The sequence below is a fragment of the Caballeronia arvi genome (assembly GCF_001544695.2).
Lineage (GTDB): Bacteria > Pseudomonadota > Gammaproteobacteria > Burkholderiales > Burkholderiaceae > Caballeronia > Caballeronia arvi.
The window spans coordinates 25,755-47,984 of the sequence record NZ_FCOM02000028.1 but is presented as its reverse complement, the minus strand read 5'-3'; the positions used below and the strand labels follow the sequence as shown (position 1 = coordinate 47,984).

Genomic DNA, 22,230 nt, shown 5'->3' with positions numbered 1-22,230 from the left:
CCATGCCACGACATCAAGCGCATCTGCCCGGAGCCGCCGCAGCCTGCGCGCTGTTCATCCTCGCGGGCTGCTCGTCCCTCCAGCCGCAGCCTGTGACGACCGACCAGATTCGCGACCGCGTCGTCACCGACCAACTTTCGATGTATGAAGCGCAGGAACCCGTCAATGGCCCGATCACGTTCTATCAGGCGGCGGCGCGCGCGCTGAAGTACAACCTCGATTACCGGCTCAAGCTGATGGAAGCCGCGCTCGCCTCCAACCTGCGCGATGTCTCGACCAATGCGCTCCTGCCGCAGCTCGTCGCGTCGGCGGGCTACTCGGATCGCAGCAACGACTCGGGCGGCACGTCGATCGGCATCGAGGACGGCCAGGTGAGCCTGCGGCCCTCGACCTCGGAGCAGCGCTATCACAAGGTGGCGGAGCTGGGCATGACGTGGAATTTGATCGATTTCGGCATGGCCTATTACCGCACGCAGCAGTTGTCCGATCAGATGCTCATGGCCGAGGAACGGCGCCGCAAGGTCGCGCAGAACGTCCTGCAGGACGTGCGCAACGCGTACTGGCGCGCGCTGTCCGCGCAACGGCTGAAGCCCGAAGTCGATCAGTTGATCGAGCGCACACAGGCCGCGCTGCGCACCGCGCACGAGGCGCAGGACCGCGGTCTCATGCCGCGTCAGGACGTGCTCGCGTACCAGCGCGCGCTGCTCGACGCCATTTCGCTGCTGACCGTGCGCAGGCAGGATCTGGAGTTCGCGCAGGCCGAACTGGTCGCGCTGATGTCGCTGCCGCCCGGCTTGCCGCTCGTGCTCGCCGATACGGGCGAAGGCGCGCTGCCACCGCTGACCGCGCCGCAAGCGACGCTCGAACTCATCGCGCTGCAGAACCGGCCGGAAATCATGGAAGAGTGGTATCGCAAGCGCGTCAACGAGAACGACATCAAGATCGCCAAGGCGCAGTTGTGGCCGAACATCGGCATCGACATGAACGTGAACTACGACTCCAACGCCTATCTCTACAACAACTACTGGGCCGCGATCGGCGTGCGGGTCTCGCTGAACCTGTTCCGGCTGCTGCAACTGCCCGCGCTGAACGCGCAGCAAAGCTCGCAGGAACAGACCGACAACGCGCGGCGCATGGCGCTGTCGATGGCGATTCTCACGCAGGTGCGAATCGGCTCGCTGCGTTATCAGCTTGCGCTTCAGGAGCTCGATTTCGCCGACAACAGCCTGCGCGTCGATCACGATCTGCTCGATTACGCCAACGCCGCGCGCACCGTCACACTCGGCTCCGAACTGGAAGTCATACGCGCGGAGGGACGCTACCTGCTGTCGCGCTATCTGCGCGAGGCCGCCTATTCCGATTGCCAGGCGGCCTGGGGCCGGCTCTACAACTCGCTCGGTTACGACGTGATGCCCGAGGCAATCGCGAAGGACGACGTCGATACGCTCGCGCTCGAAATCAGGCGCACGATGGCGCGGCAAGAGGCGTATCTGCCGAGGCTGCCCGCCCCGGATTCGGCGGCGCCGCTCGCGCCGTTCGGGCAAGGGCAGCCGCTCCCGCCTGCCACGCCTGCCCCACCCGCCGCCGCACCGCAAGCACCTGTCGCACGACCTGCCGGAGCGAGCGATGTCACTTCGTTGCGCTAAGGCCCGTTCGCGTCTCGCCGCCCTTCTGTCGATGCTCGCGCTCGCGCCTGCGCACGCCGCGAAGCCCGCCAGCGGCGACAACAGCGCCAGCGCCCCTGACGACCCCACTGCGATCCGCGTGCTGCTCGCGCCCAATCTCGAAACGACGCTGTCGAGCGAGATGAACGGCACGGTCGTCGATCTGCGCGCGTCGCTCGGCAAGCCGATCGCCAAGAGCGCCGTGATCGCGCAGATGAATTGCGCCGAAGTGCAGGCGCGCGCGAATGTCGCGAAGGCGGAACTCAGCATGGCGAACCAGAATCTCGTCGCCAAGCGCAGCCTGCGCGAGCTGAAAGCGGCAGGCGACATAGAAGTGGCGATGGCGTCCACCGATGTCGAAAAAGCCAAAGGCGCGCTCTCGCTCGCGAAGGCGCAGCTCGGCTACTGCCAGGTCGTCGCGCCCTTCAGCGGGCGCATCGCCAAGGTGTACGTGAAGCCCTATCAGACCGTGAGCGCGGGCACGCCGATCGTCGATCTGGTCGGCGACGGCGCGCTCAAGGTGCGTCTGAACGTGCCTTCGGCGATGCTCGTCAAGCTGCGCGCGGGCAGCCGTATCGACATCACGATTCACGAAACCGGCAAGACCTATCCCGCGCATGTGAGCGCGGTCAACGCGCGCGTCGATGCCGTCGCGCAGACGGTCGAACTGGAAGCGCAGCTCGACGGCGGGCCGCAGGATCTCGTGCCGGGCATGAGCGGCGTCGCGCGCATCGCGGGCAACCCTTAAGCGCGCCGCGATGAACGAGCCTTTTCCGCCCGCGCCGCTCCTGATGTATCTCGACGCGCTGCGCGAGCGCGCGATGGCCGCCGAGTCGATCGACGCGCTCGCGTTCACGATGGCCAACGACCTGCACGCCGTGCAGGCCTTTCGTCAGGCGCTCGTGTTCGCCGAGCACGGCCGGCGGCGCGAACTGCTGTGCGTCTCCGGCCTCGCGCTGCCGGACGAGGATTCGCCCTATCTCGTCTGGCTGAACCGCGCGAGCGCCTGGGTCGCGGCGCAACTCGATTCACAGACGCCGCGCTGGCTCGCACGCGATGCCGTCGAGCCGCCCGCCGACATCGCCGAAGGCTGGGCCGAATGGTGGCCCGCGGGCGTCTGGTGCGTGCCGGTTCACGCGCCCGACGGCAGGCGGCTCGCGCTCCTGCTCGTGCTGCTCGACGATCCGCCCGGCGAAGCCTTCGCGACCGTGCTGCGCGGCGTGGTCAAGACTTGGGGCTATTGCTGGTGGGCGCTGGCGCGGCGCAACTGGCGCTTCGGCTGGCGCCCGTCGCGGCGGCAGGTGCTGATCGCGTGCGCTCTCGTCGCGCTGCTGCTGTTCGTGCCCGTGCGCCAGACGGTGCTCGCGCCCGCCGAAATCGTGTCGAGCAACGCGCGCATCGTCAGCTCGCCGATCGATGGCGTCATCGCTTCGCTCGCGGTGAGTCCGAATCAGCGCGTGAACGCGGGCGCGCTGCTCTTCTCGCTCGATGAAACCTCGCTGCGAAGCCGCGTCGACGTGTTGCGTCGACAGGTCGCCGTCGCCGATGCGGAACTGACGGCCGCGAGCCAGCGCGCCTTCGACAACGTGCAGAGCAAGAACGAGCTGACAGTGCTCAACGGCGTCGCGGAACAGCGCCGCGCCGAACTGGCGGCGGTGACGGCACAGTTGCAGCGCACGCGCGTCTTCGCGCCGGAAAACGGCGTGGCCGTGTTCAGCGATCCGAACGACTGGATCGGCAAACCGGTCGTCACGGGCGAGCGCATCCTGCAACTCGCCGATCCGGGCAAGCCCGCGATCCTGGTGCATCTCGCCGTCGCCGACGCGATCGCGCTCGACGCCGGCGATGAGGTCACGCTCTATCTGACCGCGTGGCCGCTCGCGCCGCTGCATGGGCGCATCGTGGAGACGAGCTACGAAGCCCGGCCGACCGAAGACGACATCGTCGCGTACCGCCTGCTCGCGAGCGTCGACGATGCCGCCGGCGAACGCGAGCACGCGCGGCTCGGCCTGCACGGCACCGCGAAGCTCTATGGCAAGCCGGTGAGCCTCGCGTACTATCTGCTGCGCCGACCGCTCGCGGCGCTGCGCGCGTGGACGGGCCTGTGATGCCAGCCGACACCGACCACCCCGCGCCCGCACTGCGCGACGATCTGCGGCTTTGCGAAGCGTCGCCGGGCAGGGACGGCGAGCCCGCCTGGGTGATTCAGGACATCGTCGTGAATCGCTTCTATCGCATCGGCTGGCTGGAATTCGAATGCCTGCTGCGCTGGGACAAGCCGCCCGCGCAGATCTGCAGCGAGATCGCGGATGAAACCGCGCTCAGGCCGGTGATCGAGCAGATCGTCGCGTTTCGCGCCTTTCTCGAACGGCACGGACTGCTGAAGCCGAGTCCGGAATCACTGGACCGCCTGCGCCACGCGCATCGCGCGCACTGGCTCACGTGGCGCTGGTGGCTGCATCATTACCTGTTCTTCCGCATTCCGCTCGTGCGGCCGCAGCGCGCGCTCGCGTTCGTCGCGAAGCGTCTCGACTGGCTGTTCACACCCGTCACACCGGCCGTCATCGCGCTCGCGAGTCTCACCGGCATCGTGCTCGTGCTGCAGCAATGGGATGTGTTCACGAAGGCCGTCGTCGAATCGTTTTCGTTCGACGGTCTGCTGAGCTTCGCGCTCGCGCTCATCGTCGCGAAGACGCTGCATGAACTCGCGCATGCGATCGTCGCGACGCGCCTCGGCCTGAAGGTCGCGCACATGGGCGTGGCGTTCGTCGTGCTCTGGCCGATGCTCTATACCGACACGGGCGAAAGCTGGAAGCTCAGACGCGCACGCGAGCGGCTCGCCATCGCGTCGGCGGGGATTCTGTGCGAACTGTCGCTCGCGGGTCTCGCGACGCTCGCCTGGGCGTTGTGCGACGCCGGGCCGCTGCGCAACGCGCTGCTCTATCTCGCGACGACGAGCTGGGTGCTCTCGCTCGCGCTGAACGCCAGCCCGTTCATGCGCTTCGACGGCTACTTCATCCTGTCGGATCTGCTCGACTTTCCGAATCTGCACTTCCGGGCGTCGGCGCTGGCGCGCGTCGCGCTCCGGCGTACGCTGCTCGGCCTCGATGATCCGTGGCCCGAGGCCTTCGGCGCGACACGGCGGCGCTTGCTCGTCGCCTTCGAGTTCGTGACCTGGCTCTATCGGCTCGTGCTCTTTCTGGGCATCGCGGTGACCGTGTATCTATTCTTCTTCAAGCTGCTCGGTATCGCGCTGTTCGTCGTCGAGGTGAGCTGGTTCATCGTGCTGCCGGTGTGGCGCGAACTCGGCTACTGGTGGGCGAACCGCAAGCGCGTGCGGCGCGGACGGCGGCTGGCGATCGGCGCCTTCGTCGCGCTCGCGTTGCTGCTGCTGGCGCTACCATGGCGCATGCAGATACACGCGGAAGGTGTCGCGCGCGCCGAGCGCACGCTGCGCGTATTCGTGCCGTTTCCCGCGCGCATCCGGACGATCCATCCAGCCGGCGCGGTTCAGCCCGATGACATCCTGATGGAGATGGACGAACCCGACATCGCCGCGCAGATGCGCCGCAGCGAAGCGGGCATTCGCGGTTACGAGGCGCGCCTCGCGGGCCTGATCGCCGATGCGAACGGCCTCGACCAGGAGACTTCCGTGCGCGAGCGGCTGCGAGTAGAGTACGGCGAGGCGGCGGCGGCGCATTCGGAGATCGCGCGGCTGGGATTGCGTGCGCCGTTTGCGGGCCGCTGGATGGATGTCGATCCGCAATGGCGCGCCGGGCAATGGATCAATCCGAAGGTCGCCGTGGGCGTGCTGATCGATCCGCGCAACTGGCAGGCGGACGCCTACGTGCGGCAGGATGCGGTGCAGCGCATCGCGGTGGGCGACGCGGCGCGCTTCTATCCCATCGGGCAGATCGCGCCGATACACGGGCACGTGCTCGCCATCGACACCACGCGCGTGCGGCAACTCGATCATCCGATGCTGGCGTCGCGTTACAAAGGGCCGCTCACCGTGTCCACGGAGCGCGACGCGCTGACGCCCAATCCGGCGCTCTTTCATGTGCTCGTGCAACTCGACGGGCCGCCGCCGGGTCTGTGGGAAACGCGCGGCCAACTCCAGATCGACGGCGCGCGGCGCAGCCTGCTGATCGAAGGCGGAACGCATCTGATCGGCGCGCTGATTCGCCAGAGCGGCTTTTGACAAACGACTGCCAGCAGGACGCCTACCATGAAATTCAGCAAGGAAATGGCCACCGCTCTGCTTACCGCTCTGTTTGCCACTCTGATAGCAACCAGAGCGCTAGCCGATGAGCCGCCCGGCTCGGCCAATGCGAACGATCATTGGCAGTTCGCCGTCACTCCGTATCTGTGGTTACCGAGCGTAGGCGGCTCCCTCCGATTCACCCTCCCCGGAGGAGGAGCCGACGCTTCGACCGGACCGTACAACTACCTGGAGCATCTGAAATTTGCATTGATGCTGCAAGGTGAGGCGCGAAAGGGTCCCTGGAGCCTGTTCGCGGACACCATCTATCTGAAATTCGGACGGCACGAAAGCTCGGTCAACGCGACGGACGGCGTCTTCGGCACCGGGACGACGCAGCGAGACTTCGAGACCAGCCTGCGGGGAACGCTGGTTCAGCTGGGTGGCGGATACACCATAGCGTCTCTGACACGGGCGAGCGTGGACGCGATCATAGGCATCCGCTATCTCCGCGTAAGCGCCGCCCTCGATGCGTCTTCTTCTGCGAGTCTGAACAGCGGCCTCAGTTTGAATCCGGAGATCCATGCATCCGAAAACCAGAACATATTCGACGGCTTCGCCGGCGTGCGCGGGCGCGTGTCCCTCACCGGCGATGGCAGTTGGTACGTGCCGTTCTATCTGGACATCGGCACCGGAACTTCCCGCTTTACCTGGCAGGCGTCCGGTGGCATCGGCTACGGCGCCCGTTGGGGTGAAGTCAGTTTGACTTACCGGTATCTCGCCTTCTACGGTTCCGGCGATCAGCTCGTACAGACGCTGCGTTTCAATGGGCCGAGCGTCAACGTGTCTTTCCGGTTCTGATGTCCGCTCGCGGATGTAAAGCCAATGCCACCGCGGCGGACTCGGCCGAGGCTCGCGAGAGCGCGCAATCGTGCGTCGACGGCCCCGCCACATTGCTGCGTCACGCGCCGAACGCCTTCGTGAGCGCGGGCACGCTCAACACCGCCGTGTAATACCCCATGAACTGCACGCCGGTATTGAAGCCGAAATTGCGCGACAACAGACCGCCGAGCAAGCCCACGCTCAGAATCACCAGAAGCCCGAGCAACTGCCCTTCCCAGACGCTGATCACGACGATCAGGCCGACGAACGTCGCGATGATCGCTTCGTGACTCAGCTTGCGCGCGACGAACGACGCCGCGCGATGCGCGTAGTTCATCGACAGCGGATACGCGACGAGCGCCGCCAGCACGACCGCAAGCAAACCGAAGCCGAGGAACTGCCACGTCGTCATCATCGTGTGCAGGTTGTTGATGTGGCCCGTGGCCGTATCGACGAAAAAGCGCGGCGGTGCGTTGAAAAGCGGCGCGGCCGGTCCCGCCGCAACCGGACTCAGCGGCAGTCCGAATGCGATCAACGGAATCAGCGCTTCGGCGATGTATGTCGCTTCCGTCACGCCGTTGCGCGCGGAGATCACGGTCGTCAACCGATGATATGCATGCTTCACGCGCGAGCCGACGAGCTCGCCGAGCACGACCGTCATCGCGACCGGGCTGAACACGAAGGTCGCGCTCGATACGGCGGCAGTGGCCGCGACCCATCCGCGTTGCTGTCCGTCGAGCACTTTCATCGGATTCGGGAAATAGCCGCTCCAGCCCTTCATGTCCGGCGCGAGCGAGAACGTGCGCACGCGGTCGCGGCGCATGCGGGCGCGATCGGCGGGCGAAAGAATCGAGAACAGATCGGCGATGAGCGGTCCGATCGCGATGCCGAGAAAGTAGCTCACGGAAAGCTTCACGCCGTATTTTCCCGTCAGCGCCTGCAAGCCGACGATCACCAGCACGAACGGCACGAGCAGGAACACGGAAGCCCATCGGCCCGACGAAAAATACGCGATGAGAATCGATGCCGCCAGAAACACCCACGGCGCCGCCTTCGTGATGGCCGGACCGAACGGTGCGAGCAGCACGGCGAACAACACCGCGAGCGGCACCGCGACGAACGCCGCGACGATCGCGCCCGAAATCATCTTGCGCAGCGCGATGTGCGGCACGCCCAGATTGCGCAGCATCGTCGCCTGTTGCAGCAGAGGCGTGGCGAGCGTATCGCCGGGAATGCCGAGCAAGGCCGTGGGAATCGCGTGCGTCATGTGCTTCGATACCGCGCCCGCCATGAAGAACGAAAACACGCCGACGGGCGGCACGCCGAGCAGCACGACGAGCAAGGTGAGCGGCGCGAGCGTCGTGGTTTCGTCGGTGCCGGAAATGAGGCCGATGCCCGAGAACACGATCGCGCCGATGAGCGCCATGCCGAGCGCGACCAGCAGTTGAGTGACGAACGGTTCCATCAATGTGCTCCTTCGCGCTTTTCGTATTCTGCGAACAGCTCGTACAAGCCGAGCTCCTTCATCTCGGCGACGACCGAGGGCGGCAAGTCCGCGACGCGGCCCAGTCCGCCTGCTTCGCCCGCGAGTTGCTTCAGCACTTCCTCGCGGCCCGCCGCGCCGTGCGCTTCCTCGATCACTTCGCGCTTCGGCCTGAAGAGCTTCGCGCACACCGCGCCCGCGATGAGACAGCCGCCGAGGCCGACGAGCATCGCGTAGGCGCGGGCCATCGCGACGTCGGGCACGTAGGCGGCGAGCACGCGATTCGCGATCGCGAACGCGCCATAGCTGATCGCGATGCCGAGCACGACCGACCACGCGAGATGCCGCGTATCGACGGTATCGCCCCAGATCTCGACGAGCCTGTAGTCCGCCCGATCCGCGCTCTGCGATGGCGCGTGGCCGCGTTCATGCGCGGTGAGTTGCTGTTCCATGTCCCCTCCTTTTGCTGGAGTTATCAGATGCACTGCGTTGCTTGCCGGCGGCGCTTCGCTTCGAGTGCGCGCGCCACACGCGACGACGTCTCGCGCTTCAATGCCTGCGATATGAACGCGCCCGCCTCTGCGAGCCTGTTCAGATCGATGCCCGTTTCGATGCCCATGCCCTCGCACAGATAGACGATATCCTCCGTCGCGACATTGCCCGTCGCGCCCGGCGAATACGGACACCCGCCGATACCCGACACGGAGCTGTCGAACACCGCGACGCCGCGTTGCAATGCCGCGTGCACGTTGGCTGCGGCCATGCCCCACGTATCGTGGAAATGGCCGGCCAAAGCCTCGACGGGAACGCGCGCGCTGCATGCGTCGAGCATCGCTTGCGTCTTCGATGGCGTGCCCGCGCCGATGGTATCGCCGAGACTGATTTCGTAGCAGCCCATGTCGAACAGTTTCTTCGCCACGCGCGCAACGGCCTGCGGCGCGATCTCGCCTTCGAACGGACAGCCGAGCACGCACGACACATAGCCGCGAACGCGCACATTCGCGGCACGCGCGGCGGCGATCACCGGTTCGAAGCGCGCGATGCTCTCGTCGATCGAGCAGTTGATGTTCTTCTGCGAGAACGACTCGGAGGCCGCCGCGAAGACCGCGATTTCATCGGCGCACGATGCCAGCGCGGCTTCGAGTCCCTTCATGTTCGGCACGAGCGCGGCGAGCGTCGTGCGCGTGGCGCGCGCCTTGTCGCGCACGCGTTCGAGCACTTGTGCGCCATCGGCCATCTGCGGTACCCATTTCGGCGACACGAACGAGGCCGCCTCGACATAGCGCACGCCCGCATCGATCAGACGCTCGATCAGATCCGCCTTCACTTGCGCCGACACAGGCGATGGCTCGTTCTGCAAGCCATCGCGCGGCCCGACTTCGACGATGCGTACGCGCTTCGGCATGTCATTCATCGCGCGGTCCTTGCAGAAGACTCATGCCGTAGTCGACGCTGACGTTGCGCGCCGCGACCATCTTTTTGACGACCCAGTCGATATCCGCGCCGCTCGCGCCCGCCGCCAGCGCGATGTTGCGCGCGTGCAGCGCCATATGGCCGCGCTGGATGCCTTCGGTCGAGAGCGCGCGCAACGCGCCCATGTTCTGCGCAAGGCCAACCGCGACCGCGATCTCGCCGAGTTCCTGCGCCGAACTCACGTTCATGATCTTCAGTGCGAGACGCGCGAGTGGATGCGTCTTGGTCGCGCCGCCTACGAGACCGACCGGCATCGGCATTTCGATCGTGCCGACCAGATCGCCGTTGTTCGCGACTTCCCACGTCGTCAGCGACGTATAACGCCCGCCGCGGCTCGCGTAGGCATGCGCGCCCGCCTCGACCGCGCGCCAGTCGTTGCCGGTCGCGACGATCACCGGATCGATGCCGTTCATGATGCCCTTGTTGTGCGTCGCGGCGCGGTATGGATCGATCGCCGCGAAGAGATACGCATCGACGACGCCGGCGATCACGTCCTCGCCCGAATACGCCTTGGTCTGCAAAGTGGCCGCGCTGTAGCGCACCTGCGCGCGCGCGAGGCGCAGATCGGCGAGGTTCGACAGGATGCGCAAGCGCACCTTGCCGCCGGTGATCTCCTCGATGCGGCCCGCGACCGTCTCGGCCATCGTGTTGACCGTGTTCGCGCCCATCGCGTCGCGCACGTCGACGATCAGATGCGCGACGACCATCGCGCCGCGCGGCGTGTCCGGAAACACGTGCACTTCGATGTCGCGGCAGCCGCCGCCAAGTCCGATCAGCACTTTGTCGCGCGCGTTGGCCATCTCGATCAGCTCGTCGCGATGCTTGAGGATGGCGAGCCGCGCGCCATACGGATCCGACACGCCGACGACCTGCACCTGCGCGCGCATCAGCGGGCCCGTGCTCGACGTGCGGAAGCCGCCTGCCTCACGCGCGAGCTTCGCCATGTACGACGCCGCCGCGACGATCGACGGTTCCTCCACCGCCATCGGCACCAGCACGTCGCGGCCGTTCAGCTGGAAGTACCCGGCGACCGCCATCGGCAGTTCGAAGGTGCCGACGACGTTTTCGATCATGCCGTTCGCCGTATCGAGCGGCAGCGCGCCGGGCTTTGCGAGCAGCGCGTGCTCGGCGTCGTCGAGGCCCGCGGCCTGCGCGACATGCGTCAGGCGCTGCGCGGGCGACATCGCGCGGAAATTCGGCAACTTCGAATCGATCATGTGTCTTCCTCTGCTGTATGGATGCGTATTCCGTCTGTCTCTTCGCGCCGCTTGCAACGACGCATCGGATGGGCGAATAATAGGCCGACTGTACCCAATGGAAAGGTACAATTCCGGCAAACAGTGGCCTGGCTGTACCCAATACGGCGGGTTCACTTTCAAAATGGATCAATACGATGCGGCACGAGAAGCCGAGCCTGTCGGCGACACTTGCGGACAATCTCGCCAGACAGATCACCGAAGGTGTGCTGCGCGCAGGCGACAAACTTCCGTCGATAAGGGAATACGCTGACGCGAACGGCTGCTCGAAGAACACCGTCATCAGCGCGTTCGACATGCTGACGTCGAACGGTCTCATCGAGCCGCGGCGCGGCGCGGGCTTCTACGTCGCGAGTGTGACGACGCCGCAGCAGCACGACGAAGACGCGCCCACGCTCGACCGCGCGATGGATTCCGTGTGGCTCATGCGCGAACAGTTGCAGAGCAAGCCGGGCTTTCTCAATCTCGGCGAAGGTTTTCCGCCCGTCGCGTGGCTCGAAGAGACCCGGCTGGATCACTTTCATCAGCGGGTGGTGCGTACCGGTGTCGCATCGCTGTTCCGCTACGGCAGCCGCTTCGGTTATCTGCCTTTGCGTCAGCATCTGCAGCAGAAGCTCGCGGGCTACGAGATCGAAGCCGCGCCGCAGCAGATCGTCCTCACGCACGGCGCGAATCAGGCGATGGACATGGTCGTGCGCTACTTCGTGCGCGCGGGCGACACCGTGCTCGTCGACGATCCCGGCTATTACGCGCTGTTCGGCAAGCTGAAGCTCTCGGGCGCGAATATCGTCGGCGTGCCGCGCGGTGTCGACGGGCCGGATATCGCCGCGCTCGAAGAGCGGCTGAAGACGCATCGGCCGCGGCTTTTTTTCACGCAATCCGTCGGGCACAATCCGACCGCGACGGACATCAGCGCGGCGAAGGCGCATCGCATTTTGCAGCTGGCAGAGGCGCACGATCTGATCGTGGTCGAGAACGACGCGCTCGCCGATCTCAAGCCGCGCTCGGCCACGCGCATCAGTGCGCTGGATCAGTTGCGCCGCACGATTTATATCGGCAGCTTTTCGAAATCGGTGTCGGCGGCACTGCGTGTGGGCTTTCTGGCCTGCGATGCCGACCTCGCGAGCGATCTCGCCGATGTGAAGATGCTTACGCACGTGAGCAGCAGCGAGTATTGCGAGCGCACGCTCGATGCCATCGTGAGCGACGGTCACTTTCTGCGTCACACGAATCGCCTGCAGGACCGGCTCAAACGCGCGACGGCCACAGGCGTCGAAGCGCTGGCGCGACTGAATGCGACCATCTTCAAGGTCAGCGATCAGAGTCTTTATCTATGGGCGCGACTGCCGGGGCGCGACGATTCGATCGCATTCGCCAAGGAGATGCTGGAGAAGCATGTGATCCTCGCGCCGGGAACGATCTTTTCGGCGCATGCGAACAGTGTGTCGCCCTGGTTTCGCTTCAACGTCGCTTATCTTGGCGATCCGCGATTCGAGAAGACGCTGGTGCTTTGAGACGTCGCTGCGCGCGAAGCGCTTTTTCCGCGGAGAGCTGGACGTCCTTGGCGCGAAACGGCTGAGTGCGCGCATGGAAAGTCGAGACTGCGTTGCAGTCCCGGTTCCCTGCGCTCCCAACGTGAGGAACGCGGCCTGAGGCAGAGTCGAGCGCTGTGACGTTCGTCAGGCAGCTTCAGGAATGAGCAACACCTTGCTGGACTTCGCCAAGCCGGCATGCAGATCAGCGAAGGCTTGCCCGCCCTCCGCGAGCGGTCGATGCTCGAGCCACGTCAAAGTACCGAAGGCGCCTTCGTGCAGTGCGTTTACGGTCGCCCGAAGGTCGGCCATCGTGTATGTGTAGGTGCCGAGCAAAGTGATTTCGGCGAGCGTCAGTTTGCGCATGTCGATTTCACTGGCCCAGTCCTGCAGGCCGATGTGCATCACGACACCCCCGGGTTTGACGGCAGCCAGAGCGCTGTTCCGCGTTACCTTGGCGCCCACGGCATCGATCACAAAGTCGAAGCGGTTTGGCTGTTCCTCTTGCACGAGCGGATCGCAGGTTGTGCACGTGGCTTCGTGCTCTGCTGATGTTCGTCGCGTGGCATTGGTTTCGGCGACGGTCACGTCACGGCAACCGTACGATCGCAGGAGCAACGCGCAAAACAGCCCGATGGCACCGCCTCCGATGATCAGCGCCCGGCATTCGGGAAGAGGTCGACTCAACGCGCGCATGGTCAGGTTCACCGCATGCAGCGCGGTGGCGGCCGGTTCGGTAGCCGCAGCGACATGCGCCGGCATCCCGGACGGAATTGCGACGAGACACGTCGCCGGAATCGACATGTAGTCGGCAAAAGCGCCCGGGCGCGTCATGCCGACCATGGTGCGGTTTGCGCACAAGTTGTCGCGGCCCTGCACGCAATACTCGCATGTACCGCATGTAATTAGCGGGTTGCCGGTCACTCGCGTGCCTTCTTGCCACTTCGCATCGCGGCTCTGTGCAATCGTGCCGGCGAATTCGTGCCCCAGAACCAGACCCGGCTTGCGACGAGGATCGTGCCCATGATAGGCGTGCATGTCGGACCCGCAAATACCGACAGCATCGATTTTCAACACGACCTCGCCGTCCTCTGCGACGGGTTCCGGCCGTTCGAGCAACTGCATCTCGTTGGGTTGCGTATAGACCAGCGCTTTCATAGCGTCTCCATGCGGTGTTGTCGGGTTGCAGTCAGGTCGCGTGCACGAGCACGCTCGCAATGCGGCGACTTCCGGTGCCGTGCGAGCCACGCACAACACAGGGCGCTCAGCGTTCCGGCTGCCAGTACGTACGCGCACAGATACCACGGCTTGCCGGACTGAAGGCCCGTGAGATAAGTCGCGGCCACTGGCGTCAGACCGCCCGCGAACACGCCGGCAAACTGATACACGAAGGAAATGCCGCTATAACGCACATCGGGTTCGAAGGCCTCGGAGAACAGCGACGACATCGTGCCGAACACCGCCGCATGAAACACCCCGAACGGGATGATGATCGCGATCCAGACCGGCAATGCGGACCCATTCGAGCCGTGCATCAGCATGAAGGCGGGGTAGGCAGAAAGCCCTGCCAGCAACGCGCCGATACCGTAGACGATGGGCTGACCCACCTTGTCCGAGACGCGGCCCCAGAAGGGAATGAAGAACGACATCACCGCCGCGCCGAACACGACGCCCAGCAGCGCGGTCGTGCGCGGGAAGTGGAGTGTCTCGGTGAGGTAGTGAATCGAGAAGACACCGAACACATTGAAAAACACGCCGTCGATGACACGCGCGCCCATGCAGGCCAGCACCGTGCGCGGATAGCGGCGGAATACATCGATGATCGGCAGCGCATCGTGCTTCGTCTTTTTCGCCTTGCTGAAATCGTCGGTTTCGGCCACGTGCTTGCGCATATAGAAGGTGACGATCACCAGCACGCCGCTCGCGATGAAGGCTGAACGCCAGCCCCAGGCGAGAAACTGGGCGTCGTCCAGCGTGTAGGACAGCACGGCAACCACGCCCGACGCCAGCACGAGTCCGAGCGACATGCCGATCTGCGGAAGGCTTGCGTAGAAGCCGCGCTTGTCCACGGGAGCGGATTCGTAGGTCATCAGCACCGCGCCGCCCCACTCGCCGCCCAGTCCGATGCCCTGAACGATGCGGCAGGCCAGCAGCAGCAACGGCGCCGCAATGCCGATGGATGAATACGTCGGCACCAGCCCGATCATGACCGTTGCGCCGCCCATCAGCAGCAACGTCAGCATGAGCATTTTCTTTCGGCCGAGCCGGTCGCCGAAGTGCCCGAAAATCACGCCACCGATCGGCCTTGCCACGAATCCGAGCGCGAACGTCGAATAAGCGAGCATGGTCGAGACCACGGCGTCCGCTTGCGGGAAGTACAGCCGGTTCAAAACGACGCCCGCGACCACGCCATAGAGAAAAAAGTCGTACCACTCGATGACCGCGCCGAGCACGCTCGAAAGCGTGACGGCCCGAAGATTCTCCGAGCCCGGGCTCGCGCGGCGCGCCATTTCCTGACCCGAAAGGCTCTGACTGTCCTGTATCAACATGCTTGTCTCCACCTGTCGATCAACGGGCGGTGTAGCCGCCGTCGATCATGATTGTCTGACCGCTGATAAAGCCGGACGCATCGCTTGCGAGGAATACGGCGAGACCGTCGATATCCTCCAGTCTTCCGTTGCGGCCGAGGCAGGTCTGTTCGGCATGCCGGTTCGCGAGCGCTTCATCCGCGAATACGGAAGCGGTGAGCGCAGTCGGGAAAAAGCCCGGACCGATGGCGTTGCAGGTGATGCCGTGCCGCCCCCACTCCTGCGCGATCGCCCGTGTGAGCTGAACGACGCCGCCCTTCCCCGCGCCATACGGCGCGCTGTTGGCGAACGCCCGATACGACTGCAGCGACGCGATATTGATGATGCGTCCCCAGCCGCGTGCTTTCATGAGCGGCGCGAGCTTCTGCGTGAGAAAAAACGGCGCGCCCAGATGGAGCGCGAGCTGCGTCTGCCATGTCTCGGGCGTGACATCGGCGAAGGACTGGCGCAGGTTCACGCCGGCCGCATTCACCAGAATATCGACCGGGCCGTGTTGCGCGAGCGCCTCGTCCGCGCAACGCATCGCGGCTTCGGGCAAGCTTATGTCGGCGGTGATGAAACCCGCGTCGATGCCCCGTGTCGCGAGCGTGGCCGCGGCGTCGCGTAAAGCGCCTTCACGCCGGGCGGCCAGCACGACGCGCGCACCGGCACGCCCTAAAGCGTTCGCAATCGCGAGGCCAATGCCCGCGTTGCCTCCGGTCACGAGCGCAACCCGTCCTTCAAGACTGAACATGCCTGCGAGTTCCATCGATCACTCCATCGTAAGTGCATTTCGGCCTCGAATCCGGCTCAGACTTGTACGGCATCGCCCTTTTCGAACTGTTCGTTCGGGAAGTACTTCCGGAGCCGGTCGTCCGCCGTGCGCGCGTGGGCTTCCATGCCTTCGAGCCGTGAGATCCGCGCGGTCACTTCGCCGATACGACGAGCCGCATCGCGCGTCATGCGCTGCCACGTCAGCGTCTTGACGAACTTATGGACGGAAAGGCCGCCCGAGTAGCGGGCCGCGCCCTTTGTCGGCAGAACGTGATTGGGGCCGCTGGTCTTGTCTCCGAAAGCCACGGTGGTTTCTTCGCCGAGGAACAGCGACCCGTAACACGTCAGGTTTTCGGGCCACCAGTCGAGATCGGCGGCATGCACTTCGAGATGTTCTGAAGCGTAACGGTCGGACACGTCCACCACTTCCTCGCGGGTGTCGCAGACGATCACTTCGCCATAATCGCGCCAGGCTGCGGCCGCGGCATCGCGCGCGGTCGGCGGGAGGTCGTCGATCAGGCGCGGTACTAGCGCCATGACTTCGGCGGCAAGCGCTTTCGACGTGGTGAAGAGCCATGCCGGCGACTCATGGCCGTGTTCGGCCTGCCCGACCAGATCGCTTGCGACGATGGCCGGGTCCGCCGTGTCATCCGCAATCACGGCAACTTCCGAAGGCCCCGCGAACACGTCGATGCCGACCTTGCCGAACAACGCGCGCTTGGCCTCCGCGACGAACTTGTTGCCGGGCCCGACGACGACATCGGCGGCCTTGCCCGTGAAGAGACCGAACGCCATCGACGCGATTGCCTGCACGCCGCCGAGCGTCATCACCACATCGGCGCCCGCCGCCTTGAAGCCGTAGAGCACGTAGGGATGAATGCCGCCGCCACGAAACGGGCTCGAACACGCGATCACGGTCTTGACTCCCGCTGCCTTGGCGGTCGCCACACCCATATACGCCGATGCGATATGCGCATACCGTCCGGCCGGCGCATAGCAGCCGACCACATTGACCGGAATCACGCGCTGACCGGCCGTCACGCCGGGATGCAGCTCGACGGAGAAATCTTCGATCGAACGCCGCTGCGCCACCGCGAAGTCATGCACCTGTTTCACCGCAAAATCGATGTCATCGCGAATGTGCTGCGGCACTTCACGCGCGCGCCGCTCGATCTCCTCGCGCGGCACGATGATGTCCCCGTTCCAGTGGTCCAGCTTGCTGGCATAGGCGCGCACGGCCGCTTCGCCGCTGGCCTCGATTTCCGCGAGCATCTCCGTGACGACGCGCTGCGCGGTCGCGGTTTCGGTCTCCGGGGTCTTGGTGGCCTTCTTCAGATAAAACGCCGTCATGGTCTGCTCCTGAGTTGGGATCGCCTGGGTCGCACCGAAATGCAAGCGCTTGCATTTTTGGGAGAAAAATAAGCCGGTCTCGTTCCGGCAGCTCATGTCGCCTGCGGATGAAAATGCAAGCGCTTGCATCTATAATAAAAACTCTGGTGGAACATTGAATCGGTATTGATACCTAGAAGCGTTCCCCGCCCGTCGATGTGATGCTGGCAATTACCGTATGACCGCAGGACTCTTTCGATGAACGATGCACTGGAAACGAACAGCGTCGAACGCCCGAGACTTTCGGACGTAGCCGCACTCGCTGGCGTGTCCACGGCGACCGTCTCCCGGGCGCTGTCGAATCCCGACATGGTGAAGGGCAACACGCGCGAGCGCATCCTGCAGGCGATCGCGCGGCTCGGCTACGTGCCCGACGGCGCGGCCCGCGCCCTGGCTTCGGGCCGCGCGCGCATGGTCGGCGCCATCGTGCCGACGCTCGACAACGCCATCTTCGCGCGCGCCGTTCAGGGGCTGCAGAGCACGCTGTCGAACGCGGGCTACCAGCTGCTGATTTCCGCGCACGAGTACAGCCTCGCGTCCGAGACGGAAGCGGCGCGAGCGCTGCTCGAACGCGCCGTCGATGCGCTCGTTCTCGTCGGCGCCGAGCACGCGCATGAAACATGGGACATGGTGCGGGCGAGCCGGATTCCGGTTCTGATCACCTGGACCAACACCGCTGCCGCGAGCGAGATACTGACCACCACGGCGCCGCTCATCGGTTTCGATAACCGGTTGATCGGCAGGCTCGCGGCAGAGCATTTGCTTTCGCTCGGCCATCGGACGTTCGGCATGATTTCCGGCGTGACCCGTCATAACGATCGGGCCCGGCATCGGGTCGATGGCTTTCGCACCGCGCTGGCCGAAGCCGGCGTGCGCTTGCCAGAGGCCAACCTCATTGAACAGCCTTTCGGCTTCGACGGCGGCCGTGCCGGGCTCAAGCATCTGATGCAACTGCGGCCGCGTCCGACTGCCGTGTTCTGCGGCAACGACGTGCTCGCGCTCGGCGCGCTCTTCGAAGCGCAATCGATGAAGATCGACGTGCCGCATGCGTTGTCCATCGTCGGTTGCGACAATCTGCCGATTTCCTCGCAGATCACGCCGGGCCTGTCCACCGTGCTCTTGCCGACCTACGAACTCGGACAGCGCGCGGCGTCCACCTTGCTCGAATGGCTCGCAACGGGACAGGCGCCGGACAATGCGTGCCTGCCGATCGAACTCGTCGTGCGCGGCACGAGCGGACCCGCGCCGAACTGAACTCCGCTTCATCGCGTGACCGCTTTGGGCGGCATGCCCAGCGTTTCGCGCATGCAGACGTCGTCGCGCTGACGCTCCCAATGCGCGACGGCCACGGTGGCGACGGCGTTGCCAATCATGTTCGTCGTCGCCCGGACTTCGGCGATGAAGCGATCGACACCCAGCACGATGGCCGCGCCTTCGATCGGAATGTGCTTGAACGCCGCAAGCGTAGCGAGCAGCGTGATGAAGCTCGCGCCCGCGACGCCCGCCATGCCCTTCGACGTCAGCATCGAAATGCCGACCAGCACGGCCTGCTCCGCAACCGACAACTGAATGCCGAACGCCTGCGCGATGAACACCGCGCAGATCACCTGCGCCACGCACGTGCCCGCGAGATTGAACGTATAGCCCATCGGCATCACGACACCGACGACACCGCTCGGGCAGCCAAGCGCTTCAAGCTTTCTGACGAGCTGCGGAAACGCGGCTTCGGACGACACCGTCGCGATCACCAGCAGGATTTCGCCGCGAATGTACTTGAGCAGGCGCCACAGGCTGACATCGCACATCATGCAGATGCCGCCGAGCACCAGCACGATATAGGCGAGCGTCGCGGCATAGACGGTGAGAAGCAGCATCATCAGCGAGTTCATGGTGCCGAAACCGAACTTGCCGACGGCGTAGCCCATCGCGCCGAACGCGCCGATGGGCGCGAGCCGCATGACGATGCGCACGATGCCGAACAGCGCCGCGCCGATGCCTTCGAAGAACTTGTACGCGGTCTCGCCGGCCTTGCCCGCATGCGAGAGGCCGATCGCAAACAGCGCGGAGAACAGCACGACCTGGAGCATGTCCGCATGCGCGAACGCCGACACCGCGCTATCCGGAATGATGTTCAGCAGGAAGCCGGTGATGCCGCCCGTGTCGTGCATCGAGCGTTCATAGCCCGACAGCACGCTCGCGTCGATGGAAGCCGGCGTCAGATTGAGCCCCGCGCCCGGCTGAATGGTGTTCACGGCCCAAAGGCCCATCAACAGCGCGATGGTCGTCGTGACTTCGAACAGAATGATCGACTTTCCGCCGATGCGGCCCAGCGCGCCCGCGCCGCCCATTTCCTTCGCGCCGAGCACGATAGTCACGAAGATCAACGGCCCGGTCACCATCTTCACCAGCTTGATGAACGCCGTGCTCAAAGGCGCGACACTCTGCCCCGCGTGAGGAAAGTAATGCCCGAGCAGCGCGCCCGCCACGATTGCGATGAGGACCTGCACGTAAATCTGACGAAAGATCTTGCGCATGCTTGTCTCCGGGCGTCCTGAAGGCGCCTGTATCGATGTCGCTATGGGGAAGAAGATGAATGCGTCGTGCGTAATCTCGTCGTGCTTTCAGATCGCGTCGGCGTTGTTGCTGGCGAGCGCCTGAAGTTGTTCGAACAGCTTGCGGTCGAGCGCGATGCCGTCGCGTTCGCTCGCCGCCGCGATCTCATGGCGGCGATCGCCCGGCAAGCGGACGTCGTCGTCCACGAGCATCAGTTCGATCAGCGTTTCGATGCGCTGCTGATAGACGCGTGATCCCGCGAGCGCGTCCGGGTCGAGCAGCCAGAACAGATGCCCGACGCCCGAGCGCGGACCGTCTTCGGTCAGAAACGAGCCCGCTTCCGAACCGAATTGCGCGCCCGACAGCGCCGCCGCGAGCAGTTCGACCATCAGGGCAAGCACCGCGCCCTTCGCGCCGCCGAAGGGCAGCATCATGCCGTTGAGCGCGGCGCGGGCATCGGTGGTCGGCTGGCCGTCGGCGGTCGTGGCCCAGCCTTCGGGGATCGGCTTGCCGTCGCGCGCAGCGACCATGATCTTGCCGCGCGCGACCTGCGACAAGGACAAGTCGATCATCAGCGGCGCGGCGTTGGCACGGGGAAACACCGCGGCGATCGGATTGGTGCCGAGCAACGGACGCGTGCCGCCCCACACGGGCATCGAACCGGGCGCGTTGCTGAACGCGAGGCCGACCAGTCCCGCCGCGCCGACCGCTTCGAGGTGGTACGCACCCGCGCCGAAGTGATGACTGCGCGTCACGCTCGCCGCCGCCGTGCCGAAGGTGCGCGCACGCTCGATGCCGGTCGCGACGGCCAGTTCGCATGCGCCGAACGCGAGGCCATCGGCGGCATCGACGAGAAACGCAGCGCCTTTGTCGCGCACGATGACGGGCTTCGCCGCCCCATCCACGCGGCCGTTGCGCAACTGCGCGAGGTACATCGGCAAACGCGCGACGCCGTGTGACGAGAGTCCGCGTGCGTCTGCATAGACGAGCGCTTTCGCGGCGGCTTCGGCGCCGGCGTCGGTCGCACCGGCTGCGAGCAAGGCCCTGCGCGCAAGCGTGTGCAGTGCCGTGGGTTTGAGGATGATGTCGTCGGTTGCGTTCATTTCTGCATGTCCTGCACGGGTTCGATCAGAATGCGCGCCTCCTCTTCGCGAGCGGCGCGTGGATCGGCGAGTATGGCACGCGCCGTGTCGACGTCCAGCACGCCTTCCCAGCGCGCGACCACGAGCGTCGCGACCGCATTGCCGATCATGTTGACAAGCGCGCGTATCTCGTTGAGCACCCGGTCGATACCGATGATGAGCGTGATGCCCGCCACCGGAATGATGTTGTGCGAGGACAGCGTGGCCGTCAGTGCGACCAGCGCCGCGCCCGCAACGCCCGCCCCGCCCTTCGACGTGACGAGCAGGATGGCGAGCAGTCCGAGTTGCTGCGTGAGCGTGAGATGCGTATTGGTCGCCTGCGCGATGAAGAGCGAGGTCATCGTCAGATAGATGGCGGCGCCGTCGAGATTGAACGAATAGCCGGTTGGCAGCACGAGACCGACGACCGATTTCGGACAGCCGAGCCGTTCGAGTTTTTCCATCAGACGCGGCAGCACGGATTCCGTCGTCGAGGTGCCGAGCACGATCAGAAGCTCTTCTCGCAGATAGCGCAGCAAGGGCCACAGGCTCACGCCCGCCCATCGGCAAGCGGTGCCGAGCACGAGCACGACGAACAAAATGCTCGTCACATAGAAGCACAGGATCAGCAAGCCGAGCTGCTGCAACGCGCCGATGCCGTACTTGCCGACCGTGAACGCGATCGCGCCGAATGCGCCCAGCGGCGCGAGCCGCATGATCATCTCGACGATGCGCATCAGCGCGTCGCCCAATTGCTCGATGCCAAGCGCCAGCACCTTGCTGCGCTCGGACATCAGCGACAACGCGACGCCGAACAGCACGGAAAACAGTAGCACCTGCAACAGGTCGCCACGCGCGAACGCGCCGACGACCGAATTCGGCACGAGTTCTTCGAGCAGGCTCCTGTGCTCGGCCGTATGCACTTCCGTGACGAAATGCGAGACCGCGCCGGCATCGAGCGTCTTCGGATCGATATCGAGCCCTGCGCCCGGATGCACGACGTTGGCGACGATCAAACCGATGATCAGCGCGATCGTCGTCACGACCTCGAAATACAGAATCGTCTTGAAGCCGACGCGCCCGACCTGCTTGAGGCTTTCCATGCGCGCGATACCGACCGACACCGTGCAGAAGATCAGAAGCGTGATGAGCATCTTGATCAGACGGATGAAGGTATCGCCGAGCGGCTTGAATTGAACGCCGAGCGAGGGCGCGAGATAGCCGACGAGAATGCCGGCGGCCAGGCCGATCAGAACCTGGACGTACAGATGCTTGAGCATGCGCAAGATGGTGCCTCCTCCACTCGCTGCTGCAAGATGACGACGGGCGCGCGGA

Annotated in this window: 18 protein-coding genes; 7 read left to right on the top strand and 11 right to left on the bottom strand. The window is 65.1% G+C overall.

Annotated features, from left to right (window positions below):
* The first annotated feature begins 2 nt into the window (after positions 1 to 2).
* Genes AWB74_RS26090 through AWB74_RS26070 form a run of 5 tightly spaced genes read left to right on the top strand, consistent with a single transcriptional unit; the run spans position 3 to position 6,726 of the window.
* Entirely contained in the window at positions 3 to 1,646 is a 1,644-nt protein-coding gene (locus tag AWB74_RS26090) for a TolC family protein (protein ID WP_087039200.1), read from the top strand.
* Complete coding sequence (locus tag AWB74_RS26085) at positions 1,627 to 2,412, top strand: efflux RND transporter periplasmic adaptor subunit (protein WP_061149559.1); 786 nt, start codon at positions 1,627 to 1,629, stop codon at positions 2,410 to 2,412. Before AWB74_RS26090 ends, AWB74_RS26085 begins: the two co-directional genes overlap by 20 nt.
* 10 nt (positions 2,413 to 2,422) lie before the next feature.
* Positions 2,423 to 3,772, top strand: a complete 1,350-nt coding sequence (locus AWB74_RS26080; protein ID WP_061149558.1) for an efflux RND transporter periplasmic adaptor subunit — start codon at positions 2,423 to 2,425, stop codon at positions 3,770 to 3,772.
* Positions 3,772 to 5,865 carry an HlyD family efflux transporter periplasmic adaptor subunit gene (locus AWB74_RS26075; protein WP_061149593.1) on the top strand — a complete coding sequence of 698 codons (2,094 nt, stop codon included), beginning with the start codon at positions 3,772 to 3,774 and terminating at the stop codon, positions 5,863 to 5,865. Before AWB74_RS26080 ends, AWB74_RS26075 begins: the two co-directional genes overlap by 1 nt.
* A gap of 27 nt (positions 5,866 to 5,892) precedes the next feature.
* The gene (locus AWB74_RS26070) at positions 5,893 to 6,726 is read left to right on the top strand and encodes a hypothetical protein (RefSeq protein ID WP_061149557.1); all 834 of its coding nucleotides are present in this window, start codon (positions 5,893 to 5,895) and stop codon (positions 6,724 to 6,726) included.
* A 100-nt stretch (positions 6,727 to 6,826) separates the two neighbouring features.
* Here AWB74_RS26070 and AWB74_RS26065 read toward each other — a convergent pair whose 3' ends face one another.
* From AWB74_RS26065 to AWB74_RS26050, 4 genes are read right to left on the bottom strand one after another with little or no spacing between them, the layout of a single operon-like run.
* Complete coding sequence (locus tag AWB74_RS26065; RefSeq protein ID WP_061149556.1) at positions 6,827 to 8,212, bottom strand: tripartite tricarboxylate transporter permease; 1,386 nt, start codon at positions 8,210 to 8,212, stop codon at positions 6,827 to 6,829.
* Positions 8,212 to 8,682 (bottom strand): hypothetical protein, encoded by a 471-nt coding sequence (locus AWB74_RS26060; RefSeq protein ID WP_061149555.1) that lies wholly within the window; start codon positions 8,680 to 8,682, stop codon positions 8,212 to 8,214. Before AWB74_RS26060 ends, AWB74_RS26065 begins: the two co-directional genes overlap by 1 nt.
* Positions 8,683 to 8,705: 23 nt before the next feature.
* Complete coding sequence (locus AWB74_RS26055) at positions 8,706 to 9,644, bottom strand: hydroxymethylglutaryl-CoA lyase (protein ID WP_061149554.1); 939 nt, start codon at positions 9,642 to 9,644, stop codon at positions 8,706 to 8,708.
* On the bottom strand, positions 9,637 to 10,977 hold the full coding sequence (locus tag AWB74_RS26050) for a hydroxymethylglutaryl-CoA reductase, degradative (RefSeq protein ID WP_087039199.1): 1,341 nt from the start codon (positions 10,975 to 10,977) through the stop codon (positions 9,637 to 9,639). The genes AWB74_RS26055 and AWB74_RS26050 overlap by 8 nt, the downstream gene beginning before the upstream one ends.
* A gap of 119 nt (positions 10,978 to 11,096) precedes the next feature.
* Here AWB74_RS26050 and AWB74_RS26045 point away from each other — a divergent pair, with 119 nt between their 5' ends.
* On the top strand, positions 11,097 to 12,473 hold the full coding sequence (locus AWB74_RS26045; protein ID WP_061149552.1) for an aminotransferase-like domain-containing protein: 1,377 nt from the start codon (positions 11,097 to 11,099) through the stop codon (positions 12,471 to 12,473).
* 165 nt (positions 12,474 to 12,638) lie between these two features.
* Here the strand turns inward: AWB74_RS26045 and AWB74_RS26040 are convergent, their stop codons facing one another.
* The 4 genes from AWB74_RS26040 to hpsN are packed head-to-tail and all read right to left on the bottom strand — an operon-like array spanning position 12,639 to position 17,182.
* Entirely contained in the window at positions 12,639 to 13,649 is a 1,011-nt protein-coding gene (locus AWB74_RS26040; protein ID WP_061149551.1) for an alcohol dehydrogenase catalytic domain-containing protein, read from the bottom strand.
* On the bottom strand, positions 13,646 to 15,001 hold the full coding sequence (locus AWB74_RS26035; protein WP_061149550.1) for an MFS transporter: 1,356 nt from the start codon (positions 14,999 to 15,001) through the stop codon (positions 13,646 to 13,648). Before AWB74_RS26035 ends, AWB74_RS26040 begins: the two co-directional genes overlap by 4 nt.
* Positions 15,002 to 15,059: 58 nt before the next feature.
* The gene (locus tag AWB74_RS26030; RefSeq protein ID WP_061149549.1) at positions 15,060 to 15,827 is read right to left on the bottom strand and encodes an SDR family NAD(P)-dependent oxidoreductase; all 768 of its coding nucleotides are present in this window, start codon (positions 15,825 to 15,827) and stop codon (positions 15,060 to 15,062) included.
* A gap of 41 nt (positions 15,828 to 15,868) precedes the next feature.
* Complete coding sequence (gene hpsN / locus AWB74_RS26025) at positions 15,869 to 17,182, bottom strand: sulfopropanediol 3-dehydrogenase (protein WP_061149592.1); 1,314 nt, start codon at positions 17,180 to 17,182, stop codon at positions 15,869 to 15,871.
* A 237-nt stretch (positions 17,183 to 17,419) separates the two neighbouring features.
* Between hpsN and AWB74_RS26020 the strand changes: the two genes are divergently transcribed.
* A complete protein-coding gene (locus AWB74_RS26020) occupies positions 17,420 to 18,475 on the top strand; it encodes a LacI family DNA-binding transcriptional regulator (protein ID WP_061149548.1) in 1,056 nt (351 codons plus the stop codon).
* Positions 18,476 to 18,483: 8 nt separating this feature from the next.
* Here AWB74_RS26020 and AWB74_RS26015 read toward each other — a convergent pair whose 3' ends face one another.
* The 3 genes from AWB74_RS26015 to dctA form a co-directional block, all read right to left on the bottom strand.
* The gene (locus tag AWB74_RS26015) at positions 18,484 to 19,755 is read right to left on the bottom strand and encodes a cation:dicarboxylate symporter family transporter (protein WP_061149547.1); all 1,272 of its coding nucleotides are present in this window, start codon (positions 19,753 to 19,755) and stop codon (positions 18,484 to 18,486) included.
* An 87-nt stretch (positions 19,756 to 19,842) separates the two neighbouring features.
* A complete protein-coding gene (locus tag AWB74_RS26010) occupies positions 19,843 to 20,877 on the bottom strand; it encodes an Ldh family oxidoreductase (protein WP_061149546.1) in 1,035 nt (344 codons plus the stop codon).
* On the bottom strand, positions 20,874 to 22,175 hold the full coding sequence (dctA, locus tag AWB74_RS26005) for a C4-dicarboxylate transporter DctA (RefSeq protein ID WP_061149545.1): 1,302 nt from the start codon (positions 22,173 to 22,175) through the stop codon (positions 20,874 to 20,876). Before dctA ends, AWB74_RS26010 begins: the two co-directional genes overlap by 4 nt.
* Positions 22,176 to 22,230: the final 55 nt, after the last annotated feature.

What these genes read in the sequence shown, in the direction of transcription:
- AWB74_RS26090 (WP_087039200.1), top strand. Translation starts at nt 3, where the DNA reads ATGCCACGACATCAAGCGCATCTGCCCGGAGCCGCCGCAGCCTGCGCG.
- AWB74_RS26085 (WP_061149559.1), top strand. Translation starts at nt 1,627, where the DNA reads ATGTCACTTCGTTGCGCTAAGGCCCGTTCGCGTCTCGCCGCCCTTCTG.
- AWB74_RS26080 (WP_061149558.1), top strand. Translation starts at nt 2,423, where the DNA reads ATGAACGAGCCTTTTCCGCCCGCGCCGCTCCTGATGTATCTCGACGCG.
- AWB74_RS26075 (WP_061149593.1), top strand. Translation starts at nt 3,772, where the DNA reads ATGCCAGCCGACACCGACCACCCCGCGCCCGCACTGCGCGACGATCTG.
- AWB74_RS26070 (WP_061149557.1), top strand. Translation starts at nt 5,893, where the DNA reads ATGAAATTCAGCAAGGAAATGGCCACCGCTCTGCTTACCGCTCTGTTT.
- AWB74_RS26065 (WP_061149556.1), bottom strand. Translation starts at nt 8,212, where the DNA reads ATGGAACCGTTCGTCACTCAACTGCTGGTCGCGCTCGGCATGGCGCTC.
- AWB74_RS26060 (WP_061149555.1), bottom strand. Translation starts at nt 8,682, where the DNA reads ATGGAACAGCAACTCACCGCGCATGAACGCGGCCACGCGCCATCGCAG.
- AWB74_RS26055 (WP_061149554.1), bottom strand. Translation starts at nt 9,644, where the DNA reads ATGAATGACATGCCGAAGCGCGTACGCATCGTCGAAGTCGGGCCGCGC.
- AWB74_RS26045 (WP_061149552.1), top strand. Translation starts at nt 11,097, where the DNA reads ATGCGGCACGAGAAGCCGAGCCTGTCGGCGACACTTGCGGACAATCTC.
- AWB74_RS26040 (WP_061149551.1), bottom strand. Translation starts at nt 13,649, where the DNA reads ATGAAAGCGCTGGTCTATACGCAACCCAACGAGATGCAGTTGCTCGAA.
- AWB74_RS26035 (WP_061149550.1), bottom strand. Translation starts at nt 15,001, where the DNA reads ATGGCGCGCCGCGCGAGCCCGGGCTCGGAGAATCTTCGGGCCGTCACG.
- AWB74_RS26030 (WP_061149549.1), bottom strand. Translation starts at nt 15,827, where the DNA reads ATGGAACTCGCAGGCATGTTCAGTCTTGAAGGACGGGTTGCGCTCGTG.
- hpsN (WP_061149592.1), bottom strand. Translation starts at nt 17,182, where the DNA reads ATGACGGCGTTTTATCTGAAGAAGGCCACCAAGACCCCGGAGACCGAA.
- AWB74_RS26020 (WP_061149548.1), top strand. Translation starts at nt 17,420, where the DNA reads ATGAACGATGCACTGGAAACGAACAGCGTCGAACGCCCGAGACTTTCG.
- AWB74_RS26015 (WP_061149547.1), bottom strand. Translation starts at nt 19,755, where the DNA reads ATGCGCAAGATCTTTCGTCAGATTTACGTGCAGGTCCTCATCGCAATC.
- AWB74_RS26010 (WP_061149546.1), bottom strand. Translation starts at nt 20,877, where the DNA reads ATGAACGCAACCGACGACATCATCCTCAAACCCACGGCACTGCACACG.
- dctA (WP_061149545.1), bottom strand. Translation starts at nt 22,175, where the DNA reads ATGCTCAAGCATCTGTACGTCCAGGTTCTGATCGGCCTGGCCGCCGGC.